Source organism: Pseudoalteromonas sp. SD03 (assembly GCF_040937955.1).
GTDB lineage: Bacteria > Pseudomonadota > Gammaproteobacteria > Enterobacterales > Alteromonadaceae > Pseudoalteromonas > Pseudoalteromonas tetraodonis.
The window spans coordinates 3,443,762-3,456,582 of the sequence record NZ_CP162514.1 but is presented as its reverse complement, the minus strand read 5'-3'; the positions used below and the strand labels follow the sequence as shown (position 1 = coordinate 3,456,582).

Genomic DNA, 12,821 nt, shown 5'->3' with positions numbered 1-12,821 from the left:
AACCTGAACTCAGGTTAAGTACTAAAAAATTAGTCTCAGTGTTAAAGGAAATAAAATGCAATTATCACCCTCAGTATGTATTGAGCGTACACATAGCGGTTTGGAATTTATTAGTATTAATAGTCGCCAATGTAAGGCGAAGATATTTTTACAAGGTGGGCAAATAACTGAGTTTACACCCAAAGGTAAATTGCCACTATTGTGGGTGTCTGGGGATGAAACCTTTAGCGAAGGGAAGGGCATTCGTGGCGGTATTCCTATTTGCTGGCCTTGGTTTGGTCAACATGAAAATAAAGACTTTCCAGCACATGGTTTTGCGCGCACGCACGTATGGCAAGCCGATGAAGTGCATGAAACCGAGAACGAGATTACTGTTAGTCTTAAATTACCAATGAAGCAGATAGATTCTACCTTTTGGCCTCATCAATCTTCTTTAAGGGTTGAGTTTATTTTATCTGAGAAGTTAGAGGTGCGTTTAACCACCTGTAATTTAGGTAACACCCCATTTAGTTATACACAGGCGCTGCATACTTACTTTCCAACTGATGATATTAATAATACTCGCGTAACAGGGCTGCAAGGAGCGCAATACATAGAATTTGGCCAAGGGCCTTATCAGCAAAGTGATGTGGTTGGTTTTACCCGTGAAACCGATATGGTTTATACCCAAGCCGCGGCTGTGCAAACCATTGAAACTCCTCAAGGGATGATCAGCGTTAGCAGAGAAAACTCGCGCTCGTGCGTGTTATGGAATCCATGGATTGAAAAATCAAAGCGACTATCAAATTTTGCCGATGATGATTATAAAAGCATGTTATGCCTAGAGGCTGCGAATGTACTTGAAGATGCGGTTACGCTTGAGCCAAAACAAAGTCATACCCTAGTAACAACAATTAAGTGGCTTGGCTAAGCCTACCATAAGCGTAATGGAGCATAGTGTGTTTACTAATCAACAAATAACCGACCTACCGCAACATAAAAGCATAGTGTTTGAGCCGCTTGCGGACAAAGCATTGTTGCATGCACAATTGAATTGGTTGTTATTTTTCATTCCTTTTTGCTTAGTACTAGCGGCTGTTTGCTATTTTAATACAGACTTTGCTGCTATGGCGCAAGGTTACTTATTGGTTGCTGTTCCGCTATTAATTTTACTGTGTATGTTATATAGCGTGTTCAGCATAAAATTACAGGGCAGCGCGTTGCGTACCCACGATATTGCTTTTAAAAAAGGCATTATTTGGCAGCAGGTGACAATTTTACCGTTAGCGCGTGTGCAGCATATTGAAATACACCGTGGGCCCATAGAGCGAAAGCTTGGTTTAGCCAGTTTAAGACTTTATAGCGCCGGCGGTATGAGTGCCGATTTACAAATTAGCGGCCTGACCCACGAAAAATGCAAAAATATTCGTCAGTTTGTACAAAGCTATCGCCACGATGAAACCGCAAGCGAGGTAGCTGCCATTGAGTGTTGATGCTGCGCAAATAACGTCACCTTCACTTAATTGGCAAAAAGTGTCGCCCTGGGCGCTGGCTTATTTTGTGATGCATTTTAGTGTGCGCTTCATAAAAGACGGCTTATTTAATTTACTGCCCGTGTTGGTGGTATTTGTTACCCAAGTAGAAAATAAACTCTTTTGGGGGCAGGTTGGGCTCGCGGTTGCTTTGACCTCATTGCTTGCCTATTGTTTTTTGTATTACCGTAGTTTTCGTTTTTGTATTACTGACGAGCATGAAATTTTACTTAATAAAGGCGTATTTAAAAAAGAGCGACTTACCTTAAAATTTTCTCGAGTGCAAAACGTAAATATAGCGGAGCCATTTTACTTCACCCCCATAGGGTTAGTTAATTGTATTTTTGATGCGGCAGGCAGTGTGGCTCAAGAAGCTGTTTTGCCAGGGGTAACTAAAGATTACGCGCAACAAATGCGTAAACGAGTGTTTGACTATAAAGCGCAGCAGCAACCATCAGCTGAGGTGGCTGATTCAGCGCAATCTCATATTGAAGAGCTGAGCGAAAATAGCTTACTCATCTCAAATAAAGAAATAGCTAAGTTTGGTTTAATGTCGAATATGGCTATTTTGGCACTTGCGGCAATTGCCCCTTTTATGAATGTGGCCATCGACTTTTTAGAGCAGCAATTTATAACAAAAATAGAGAGTTATTATCAACAAGAGCTCGGTTTGATGGCTAATGCAGCTGTGTTTGCAATAATTACTCTGATCATTATTTTGATATTTATAGCGGTACTTTTATCGGTAACTATGTCGCTCATTCGTTTTTATAACTATCAGCTTTACTTTAAAAATAATAAATTCAAACGTATTGCAGGGCTGTTAGAGCGTCATCAACTATCAATTAGTTTAGACAAAGTACAGTCAATCGTTATTAAGCAAAACCTAGTTGCTAGGCTATTAAAACGCTTTACTGTGGAGTGTTTGCAAGCCAGTAGCGGCGGTGCTGCAAGCATGGCGAAAAAGAATAAACAAACCTTAGTGCTGCCTGTGCTCACGCAGGAGCAAGTTGATAATGTGTGTCAGTGGATTTATCCGTGGTTTGACAGTAAAAAGCTGGCATTCAATGCGGTAGAAAGGGCGTTGTTATATAAAAACACGGTGTTTTATGCTTTGCTACCGAGCGTTGCTTCTGGTTTTTTTATTAGCTTTATGCAACTTAATATATTAATTGCATTAGCATTATTCTTGGTATTAGCCGCGTTAGTGTTTTTATCTTATAAACGTTATGGGTATTACCTTCATCAACAAGATGGGCGTTTTTATTTGGTGGTACGCAAAGGTATGATTGGTGTGCATTACCGGGTATTTGAGCTGTACAAAGCACAAAGCGCTCGCAGTGTGAGCACCTTTTTTATGCGTCGTTCTGGCTTAAAAAGCCTGTATATACAACTTGCTGCAGGCGGTGCGTACGTCCCATATTTAAAACAGCAAGATGCTGACTTCATTATAGATTTTACACTTATGCAGGCTGAGTCAGACCCTCGCAGTTGGATGTAACTTCCTTTGTTCAAAACTCAGATTAAATAATAAAGCGGGTGTAAATACACATTTGCACATGCTTTATTACACTTTTTTACTGCCCGTTTTTTCCATTTGATAATACTCTAAACATTATCAAATGTACTATTTAAGGGATTATTGTGAAAAAGTCACTCATTGCATCAGCCTTATTATTGGCTGCACCTAGCTTTGCTGCTAATTGGCAAACCATTCATACCGAGCATTTTAATGTTCACTTTAGTAGTGAGCATACTGATTTTGCTAAATCGACTGCTGTGGAGCTGGAAATTGTTCGCACTAAAGTGCTTGAGCAACAAAATCGGGCGCTTGATAAAATCGTCGATGTGGTGGTGTTTGACCCTCTAAATGCAGCGAATGGCTTTGCCTTACCAACCTCTAATAATCCTGTTATGGCGCTTTTTACTACGCCACCGCAGTCGGATACCGTGATATCAAATTCATCGGGTTGGCAGCAATTGTTGGTGCTGCACGAATACATTCATTTAGTCCATTTAGCGCAGCCAACCCGTAACGACTGGCAGCAAAAGATTCGCGGTGTATGGGATATATACGATTTAACCTATGGTGATACACCGCGCTGGGTAGCCGAAGGGTACGCCACTTTAATTGAATCAAAAATGACAGGTCGAGGGCGCTTATTTGATAACTATGCTGAGGCAATACTTAGAGAGTTTGCTCAGCAGGGAGCGCTTCCCACCTATGGGCAACTAAATAGCGATGAGGGCTTTATGGCGGGCTCTATGGCATATTTAATGGGAAGTCGTTTTTTATATTGGTTAGAGCAAAATTACTCAGAGCAGCTACTCGATAATGTATGGGTTCGTATGCGAGCAGTGAAATCACGAGATTTTGACGACGCATTTTCTGGTGTATTTGGGCAAAGCGCTGCAAGGTTATATCGTCGATTTATTGCAGAGTATACCTATAAAGCGATGCAACAAGAGCAAACCGAATCATCACTTAATAGCAAGCTTTGGTTAGAACTTGATTTATACGCTAGCAATCCAGCTCTTTCAAATGATGGTAGCAAAATTGCGATAGTTGAACGTGATGAAAAGAGTAAAACAAAACTAATAATTTACAGTACAGAAGACAACACCAAAGCACGAGATAAGTTTACTAAGGTGCAAAAGGAGCTCCTAGAGAACGATAAGCAAGATGTTCCTGATACCCCGCCAATCGTGTTTAAGCGCGAACAAAAACAAGTACTAAATCAAATTAATCGCGCAGGTATTGCTAACCCGCAATGGGTAAATAACAACACACTTTATTTTAATGCCTACAGTAGTGAAGGATCGGGAACTTATAACAAAGTGTCTGACATTTTTAGCTACAACACCGACACTGGCAACATAGAGCAACTTACAGAGCTGGCCGGTATTCGTCGTTTTAGTGTTACCCGTGATGGTGAAACACTTTACGGTGAGCAAATAAGAGCTGGGTATTCTGAATTAGTAAAAGTCGATCTTAATACACAAACAATCACGCCATTTTTTACTAAGAGCTTAAAAACAAGTTATGATTACCCGACACTGAACCCCGATGAAACAAAATTAGCTTACTTATCAGCATCATTAAACGAAAATTGGCAGTTGTATATACAAGGCTTAAACGGTGATGCCAGGCGGTCAATCCCAATGCCTAACGGGTATCAGTATTTAAGTCAGCCGAGTTTCAGTCAAGATGGGGAATCTATCTATTTTGTTGCTGGCCTAAATAATAAAACTGATATTTATAATTATCATATAAAAAATAACACCCTCACCCGCTTAACTAACGGGCAAGAAGCGCTCGCATACCCGATTGAGGCTGAAGATGGCTCACTACTTTATTTCTCTATTAATGCCGATGGCCCTGATGTAAAAACGCTTACAACAAAAAACCGCACAGCCGTGACTGATTTCGCTGTAAACAGTGAAGCTCCATTGTTGATGGTAAATAAGCATACTCTGCCACCGGCAAAAATATATACCGATGAGATAGCAGAACAAAGCGATTACGCAGTACTTGATCAGCAAGCGACGTTTGCCTTGGGATCTCAGTATTATTCAGCGTCAACCAGTTTGCTAAGTGTAGGTATAAAAAGTAGCGACCTATTAAAACAACTTGATTTACAAGCGGGTTATAACATTGATTTGCATGACGGTGCATTACATGGCGGCTTTATACAAGCAAAATACAATGCGTTAAATACAAAGTTTAAGCTTGCGCTATTTGATTATAATTTGGATACATCACATCAATATCAACCTAGCTTAAACGCTGATATTGAAGCCCGAGGTGGTTATGCTGCAGTAAGCCACCCATTGAAGTTTGGCCAGTTACATTTAACCCCAGAATTGGCCTATAACTATACAGATTATAAAAATAGCCATAAAAATTGGACACGGTTGAGTATTGCTCAAAGCTGGCAACATGACCGCCAAGCATTTGCTATTGGGCAGAGTATTTATGCCAGCATTTATGATGGGCAGAATCACAGTAGTCATTGGCAAGGTTATGACTTGGCAGCAAAAATTTTTGGTAAAGCGTTTGATATACCACTTTTTGTTAACTTTGAGCAAAAGCAAAGAGATGACAGTAGCCTGACATTAGGCGGCTTTAGTTCTAATTTAATTAATCAGCAGCAAAGTAGTGAATTTGTGCTTGCTGCTGAACTGCCTTTTTATAGTGCAACCACTGAGCGCTACCAAGGGTATGGTGGTGGCATTAGCTTTAAAGAGGGAATGCCTTGGCTTTATTACAAGCAACATCAATTAGATAGCAACGTTTATGCACAAAGTTACGGCTTAAAATACCAAGGTGACTTTAGCTTCGGGATGGGGCCTGCGGGCGTTAATGACTTAACCTTTGATATGGGGTTGTCGCGAGTAGAAGGTGACAGCTTTGAAGATGAAATGCGCGCGTGGTTAAGCTTTTACTATTCATTGTAAAAGCCTATTTAGCTAAGTTACTTACTCGCTTTTAAGGACAGTAACTTAGCTTGATATACATTTAACTTTTGCTTGTCTTTTTCGAGCTCTATCGCTTTCTCAAGTAATTTTTGTGTTTGGTGATTTTTTCCTTGTTGATAGCGAATTTTAGCAAGCTCTAAATAAAGTTCTGCAATATACGGCGCTTTTGTTATGGCTTGTTCAATATGCTCTGTAGCGGTATTAATTCGTCCTGTTTCTAGATCATTTTTTGCAATAACTAAAAGTTCATAAGGATCTTTTTCTACTTCAGCAAGTCGGCTTGCTAATTGTTCAACAAGTTGCTGGTCACCAATTTGTTTGGCTAAAACTTGATAATTACTAAGTAAATTTATATTTATCAGCTTATTATCTAAAGCAGTTTGGTAAATAAGCTGTGCACTTTTTAAATCGCCAGCTCGTCGATGTAAAATTCCAGCCATATTAAATAGTTCAGGATCATAAGGGGTGTATTTATTTGCTTGTAAAATAAGAGAGTACGCTTGATCAAGCTGCTTATCTAAAAGCGCGTCAGCAGCTAAGTTACTATAAAATTTAGAGATTAAATCATTATAATTAGCACTATCAGAATACACACTACCTCTGGTTGGGAAGTAGTCTATTAAGGTTCCTGGGCGAAAAAAAGTGATCACATTTTCTTCTTTTTCAGGCAGTTCCTCTTCTGGGGCATAAACTTTAGTTCTAAAATGGTTTGCTACATAAACCAAGTTATCTTCCTGTGCGTAAACTGGCTCGCTAGTCATTTCTTGAAAGCTGGTTTTAAGCCCTAATGTTTGTGCATAACTTTGGGTAAGAACAGCAAGGCTGATACAGTTACCTTGTGCAAGGTTGAGAGATTGAGATGATGTAAGCGTATCGCCATGATACTTAAAATTAGAGAGCTGATTTTCAAGGTAGTTATAAATAATACGGTCACTACGAATATTAGCTGTTTGTTGTTTTGTTACGAAGGCTAAAAAGCGTGCTTTTTCTGCCTCGGGAAGTTCAAATATAACCTTTTCAGAAGGTGTGGTTTGTTGTACAAATAATGTGTGATTAATTAATGAACTTAATTGTACGCGCTGAGTTTGCGTATTGATTTTGCTGCTGCACCCCACAACAAATAAAAAAGTTAAACTTATTATTACCTTGAACATATTCATTAACTCACTCCCTCGTTGGTTTCACTTTACAAGGGAGTGATTGTTTTATCAAGCATTCGCGCTTCGTTGTTGAGTTAAGCGATTTTTGTGTGATTGCTTTTTACGTTTACGGCGTGTGAGCCATAAATAAAAGCCTGTACCAGCGAGCCATACAGGGCTAAGGCCAACAATACACCATAGTATTTTACTGATAAGCCCAGCAAAATAACCAAAGTGTAGTTTTCTAAAACTGTCTATTACTTGCCAACCAGCACCAGCCTCTCGAATATCCCAGTTAGCCATGTGTTCACCTGTTTGCTTATCATAGGTTATGGTATTGGCGTATTCACTGGTTAGTGGGTTACTGGTATTTACTTCGCCATAAAGAGTAATATTTTCATCGGGCTCTCGTGGAAAAACTAAAAAAGTTGTATTAAAAGTGGGTATTTGCAGTTTGCTATCATTAAGAATCCGCTCAAAAGAGATGTCGTCACTATATAATTTATTTGTAATAGTGTGGTGCTCTTCTTCTGCGTGTTCTATTACTTCGTGATACCACACTGCGCCATTAAAATAGCCACCGGTAATTGCTAAAACGATAAGGATAGGTGAGCCTAAAACACCGGTCATCTTATGAATGTCACTGAGTACTATTTGTAAAGTTGCGCGCCAGCGTACGCTAAATAGTCGCTGCCAAAATTTACGGTAAATAATTAAGCCTGTAATGCCCAGAGTTAATAAAAATAAAGCAAAAAAGAACCCTAATACGGTACCTGTTTGCCCAGGTAAGCTTTTTAAGTCGTTAAGTAAAAAGGTGTAATGGAGTTCTAGAAACCAGTCGGTAAAATAATGAGTTGTGCTTACTGGTTCTGATAAAACCTCTCCGGTGTATTGGTCTAAATGCAACTTATACCAATCGTCAGTGCCACGCTTAACCAAATAAAGCCGGTCGGCGGTGGTGTTATTAAAAAGCTCCCAGCTTCCAACTACATACTCAGGAAAGGCTGCTTCGGCTTTATCTATTAATGAGTCCATAGGTAAGCGAGCAGCTTGCTGCTGTACCACAAAGTGTTTGTCAGGCATCAGTAAGCCATCAATTTCACTTTTAAACACTAAAACACTGCCGGTAATGCTAATAACAATTAACGGAATAATGGCAATTAGCGCCAACCAACTATGAACTTTAAACAGTGTTTTTCTCATTACTTAAGCTTGCATGTTAATTTTTAGATATGCGCATGATAACAGTTATCATTTGTGTTGCAATTATAAAATAGTGAGACTGTGAAGTTATAGCAACGGTTTTTGTATACTCAAGTTGCCACAGGAGGAAACTAAAGTAGGTGTGAAGCTTGTATAAAACCTAGCCAGCTCTACAATGCGCGCACAAAAATAAAGCCTTTAAAAACAAATGTTTAAAAAATGTTTTATTTCTTCCTTTTTATTAACAACAATGTAACGAGCGAGGTTTGCTTTGGCGTATTATTTGCCTATTTTGTCAGTGTTTATTTTGGTTTTTAGTTTTTTACCGTTACTTAATAAAATTATTAAAAACCGCAGTGTATCGGGTGTATCACTGCTAATGATGACATTTGGTTTAGCGCAAAGTGTGTACTTTATTAGCTACAATCTTTATTTTGCTCGTTTTTATATTGCCTTGCCGTTTTTTGCGACAGGTTTATTAAGTGGTTTAATTTTATACTTTTTTGCACGTTATAATGCCGCTAAACGTCAGAAGCTGCAGTTACTTGGCATGCTTAGCTTTTCGTTATTACCTTTTTTGTTGCTGTTAAACCCTAACCTAGATACTGCCACTGTACTAAATGGCTTAACTTATGTGGGCTTAATTATGAGTTCAGTACGGGTTATGCCACAAACCTATAAAACACTGCGAACAGGGAATATTAGTAACCTTAGTGCGCGCTATTTTAGTTTGCAATTTATAGCAGGTATCTGTGGTTTGTTTGCAGAGCTAGCCATGCCAGTGCAAAGTACTTCGCATATATTAATGTTTATTATGATATTGCTAACTAATGCGCTGCAATTTGCGTGTATGCAGTATTATCGCGTACGTCCTGTGTTGGCATAAAATTATAGTGACCGTTAATTTCATTTGTGGCACTTTGAGTGACCAATAAATAAAAAGTGCCCACTATGAAATTAACTATCCATCAAATCGATGCGTTCAGCAGTGAACTGTTTAAAGGTAATTATGCTGCCGTGATCCTACTAGAGTCTTGGCTTAGTGATGATCTTATGCTGAATATAGCTTCGGAAAACAACGTGTCTGAAACCGCTTTTACTTGTCAGTCGGCAGATGGAAGCTTTGCGATACGTTGGTTTTCGCCGTTAATGGAAATTGATTTTTGCGGCCATGCTACATTGGCTGCGGCCTATGTGCTTTGTGAGCAACAGAGTATAACGCAGGTGCGCTTCAGCACAGAGGCGGTGGGCGAACTGATTGTTAATAAAAATAACGATGGCAGCTTTGCCATGACCTTTCCTAAACAAGCCCCTGAAGAGGTTCAGCTCATCCCTGATGCTTTATTAGCTGGCCTGTCTATACAACCTGTTAAAGTGCTGCAAAACCGCCAAGCTTATTTTGCTATTTATGATAATGAGCAGCAGGTTGTAGATCTGAAAACAACCAATGAACAACTAAAAAAATTAGCCCCATTAGATGTGGTTGCAACAGCACCGAGTGTTGAGTATGACTTTATTTCTCGTTATTTTTGGCCTGCCAGTGGTGGTGATGAAGACTTTGTGACCGGCTCAATTCATACCGGGCTTGCCCCTTATTGGGCAGAACAATTTGGCAAAAACTCTTTAATTGCTTATCAGGCCTCACAACGAGGCGGGAAGCTTTACTGTGAAGTGGGTGATACAACAGTAACTTTGACGGGTCATGCCGTAAGGTACCTAAAAGGTACTATTTACCTTTGAGTTAATGTAAAAAAGGCCACGTAAAACGTGGCCTTGGTTTACTCAGTGTTATTTATGCTTCTAGCGCTTTGCTAATTAAGCGATCGATATACTTTTTATGTGCTTTGGTTGCGGTGTCTGCACCCCATGCAACATCTTGATCGGCTATTTGAGTTAGCTGATATAGCGCAGCTGTTTTTGCTAAGTTATCGTATTTACTTGCTTTTTTTAAGCCTGCAATTGCAATAAGCTGATTTGCGTATTCAATCTGTAAATTATGACTGATCGAATTAGCATTTTTACTATCAACAAAAATACTTGCAGTTAAATCCCCCATAAATTGCGTAAGGCTGTATTCATTACCATATAAAGCGGTATCTGAAATACGCAGTAACACAGCAGGATGCAGTAGTTGCGCTAATACACCTTTTTGCATGCCTAAAATCATTTTATGCGGTTTAGGGTCTTCGTTTTTACCGTAATGATTAAACCCACGACGCTGTTGCTGCATAAAGTTATACAAAGGCTGCATACTTTGCAGTACATTTGGAGCAAACACATACTCAGCTAAAATAGCCATTGCTTGAGTTTGACGCTCAAGTGGCACCGGTGTAAAAGGCTTTGCTGCATTTTCATCGCCCACTACGGCACGCTCTACATAAACCCCTCCAATTTGACGAGATACCACACCTGCCTGCGCACGGTATTGGCCAAATAGGCTGTTAGCAGAAGTAACAAGCTGTTGGTAAGACTCGCCTTTTACTGTAGCTTTGTCTTTAAGTTCAGAAAATAGTGTATTGATCAGTGCCATTCTATCTGCGCCGTAAGCTGCAGGGTTAGACGACAAGTCACCTATCATCACGCGAGGGTCTATATGGCGGCCAGGGGCACGCATGTCGTCGGCATCGTTACCAAAGGAAAGTGCATGTTCGCTTGAGCGAGCGAGTATTTTATCAAGACGAGCTTGTTCTGCTGCTTCATCTTTAAGAGCTGCGCTGTAGCCGTAGTTTATTGCCCAATCATCGTATGGACCGGGTTTAGTTTGGAAGATATCGCCTTGAGTTACACCCGTTGGCGCTATATTTGCTGGCGCATAGTCCATTACTGAGCCGGTCACTATACCTTGAGTTTTACTTTTGTCGTGAACTTCTTTCTCATCCCACAAAATAGAAGATTTCATGTTGTGATTAAGACCTAAAGTATGCCCTACTTCATGTAAAACCAACTGAGTTAAGCCTTGGCGTAACATTTCAGTATCTTCAATATCAGCACCATTTGCTAAGCCTTTTGCAAGTATTAGGTTTTGTTGTAACTCATGACCTAAAGAACAATTAAGCTCAGTGTTGCTTCCTGGTTGTGTATGGCTCATAGTGCCTTGAGTATAAAGCGTATCGTATATCCAGCGGTTTTTCATAAATACAAACTCAAGCATAATGTCTGAGCCTAAAATTTCACCTGTTAGCGGGTTAGCTAATGCTGGTCCATATCCACCAAAAGGTGGCTTAGGCGATGAAGTCCAACGCAGTACATTATAGTTAATATCGCCGGCATCCCAATCGGCATCATCAGGTTGTACTTTTACTTCTATTGCATTTTTAAAGCCTGCCTTTTCAAATGAGCTATTCCACGCAAGTACGGCGTCACGAACTGTATCTCGCCACTCAACAGGCGTAGTATTTTCTATCCACCAGGTAATCGGCTTTACTGGCTCTGAAAGTGCTGCGTTTGGATCTTTCTTTTGTAGGTCCCAGCGCTTTATTACATCTTGGTATGGTGCCCAGTCAGTTGATGTCATTTTATCAAACTGATTAGTGAAATAACCAATGCGCGCATCATCAAAACGAGGTTGGTAGCTATTATCAGGTAAAGCTACAAATGAGTGCTGAACTTTTACTGACACGCTTCGTGGATCGCTTATCGCACCTGAGCCTCGAACAGTTGGGCTACTATTAGTAAATACATAGTCAACCACCACATCTAGATTGTTAGGGTAAGGACGCTGTTTGATGATGCGTGATTTTTTATCGTCTAATTTACCTACTTTAAAACGCTTTTTAGCATTTTTATCGTTCGGGTTAGGCGTAGGAGATACTTTATGTAGCGCTTCACTTAAAAAAAGCTTATTTACATTAAAGGCTATTTTACCTTCTTCTTGTTTTTCTATTTTTATACTTGCAAGCACGGCTTCGCTGATATTAGCTTCACTGGCTTTGGCAAGTGCGCTATTTTCGTTAAATAAGTAGCGAGGGGTTTTACTAATAATATCAATACGATCAAAGTATTTTCTAAATTCAATCAGCTTTGTTTCACGATACGACCCACGAAAATGACCCGCATCAGTTACACCATCAATGGTATGCGCAAAGTACACAAAGGGCGTATCGAGTTGTGATTCGTTTATCACCATTAAGTGATCGCCGGTTTTTTCATCTTGGTAAAGATTAAAAATACCCGCAAATTCGGTTTGCCCTTTAATCATTTCAGTTAATGTTTGTGGTTTCTTTTCTTCTTTTTTTTCTGCTGCAACAGCATAGCTGCCACTAAGCGCTATACTCAGCGCCAAGGTAAGTGTGGTTAATTTCATCGTTTAGTCTTTTTTAGTTGTTAATGTAATTTTACTGTACGGTGTGTCATGCTTTTTCGCACAGTATGATTAATAAATACTAACCTAAAGTGATTAGCTTTATGATTTATAATGGTAAAAGATTGTAACAATACATTTATAAAGCGGCTTAACAGTGCTTTTGACTTACCTTTTATTTGCTGAAGA

General features: G+C 39.6%; 9 protein-coding genes. 6 read left to right on the top strand and 3 right to left on the bottom strand.

Features of this window, described 5'->3' with window-relative positions:
• The first annotated feature begins 55 nt into the window (after positions 1–55).
• The 4 genes from ABZP26_RS16120 (at position 56) to ABZP26_RS16105 (ending at position 5,969) form a co-directional block, all read left to right on the top strand.
• On the top strand, positions 56–910 hold the full coding sequence (locus tag ABZP26_RS16120) for a D-hexose-6-phosphate mutarotase (RefSeq protein ID WP_036957016.1): 855 nt from the start codon (positions 56–58) through the stop codon (positions 908–910).
• A 16-nt stretch (positions 911–926) separates the two neighbouring features.
• Positions 927–1,472, top strand: a complete 546-nt coding sequence (locus ABZP26_RS16115; RefSeq protein WP_058155395.1) for a PH domain-containing protein — start codon at positions 927–929, stop codon at positions 1,470–1,472.
• Complete coding sequence (locus ABZP26_RS16110; RefSeq protein WP_036957019.1) at positions 1,462–3,012, top strand: PH domain-containing protein; 1,551 nt, start codon at positions 1,462–1,464, stop codon at positions 3,010–3,012. Before ABZP26_RS16115 ends, ABZP26_RS16110 begins: the two co-directional genes overlap by 11 nt.
• Positions 3,013–3,155: 143 nt before the next feature.
• A complete protein-coding gene (locus ABZP26_RS16105) occupies positions 3,156–5,969 on the top strand; it encodes a PD40 domain-containing protein (RefSeq protein WP_016899019.1) in 2,814 nt (937 codons plus the stop codon).
• Positions 5,970–5,986: 17 nt separating this feature from the next.
• Here the strand turns inward: ABZP26_RS16105 and ABZP26_RS16100 are convergent, their stop codons facing one another.
• Positions 5,987–7,150 (bottom strand): tetratricopeptide repeat protein, encoded by a 1,164-nt coding sequence (locus ABZP26_RS16100; protein ID WP_368485160.1) that lies wholly within the window; start codon positions 7,148–7,150, stop codon positions 5,987–5,989.
• Between the two features lie 48 nt (positions 7,151–7,198).
• Positions 7,199–8,332 carry a PepSY-associated TM helix domain-containing protein gene (locus tag ABZP26_RS16095; protein WP_368485159.1) on the bottom strand — a complete coding sequence of 378 codons (1,134 nt, stop codon included), beginning with the start codon at positions 8,330–8,332 and terminating at the stop codon, positions 7,199–7,201.
• 271 nt (positions 8,333–8,603) lie between these two features.
• Between ABZP26_RS16095 and ABZP26_RS16090 the strand changes: the two genes are divergently transcribed.
• Together ABZP26_RS16090 and ABZP26_RS16085 are read left to right on the top strand one after the other, a co-directional pair.
• Positions 8,604–9,218, top strand: a complete 615-nt coding sequence (locus ABZP26_RS16090; protein ID WP_010392228.1) for a PQ-loop domain-containing transporter — start codon at positions 8,604–8,606, stop codon at positions 9,216–9,218.
• Between the two features lie 65 nt (positions 9,219–9,283).
• A complete protein-coding gene (locus tag ABZP26_RS16085; protein WP_368485158.1) occupies positions 9,284–10,072 on the top strand; it encodes a PhzF family phenazine biosynthesis protein in 789 nt (262 codons plus the stop codon).
• Between the two features lie 52 nt (positions 10,073–10,124).
• On the opposite strand, the gene ABZP26_RS16080 is transcribed toward ABZP26_RS16085, so the two are convergent.
• Positions 10,125–12,635, bottom strand: coding sequence for a zinc-dependent metalloprotease (locus ABZP26_RS16080; RefSeq protein WP_368485157.1), 2,511 nt, complete (start codon positions 12,633–12,635; stop codon positions 10,125–10,127).
• Between the last annotated feature and the right edge of the window lie 186 nt (positions 12,636–12,821).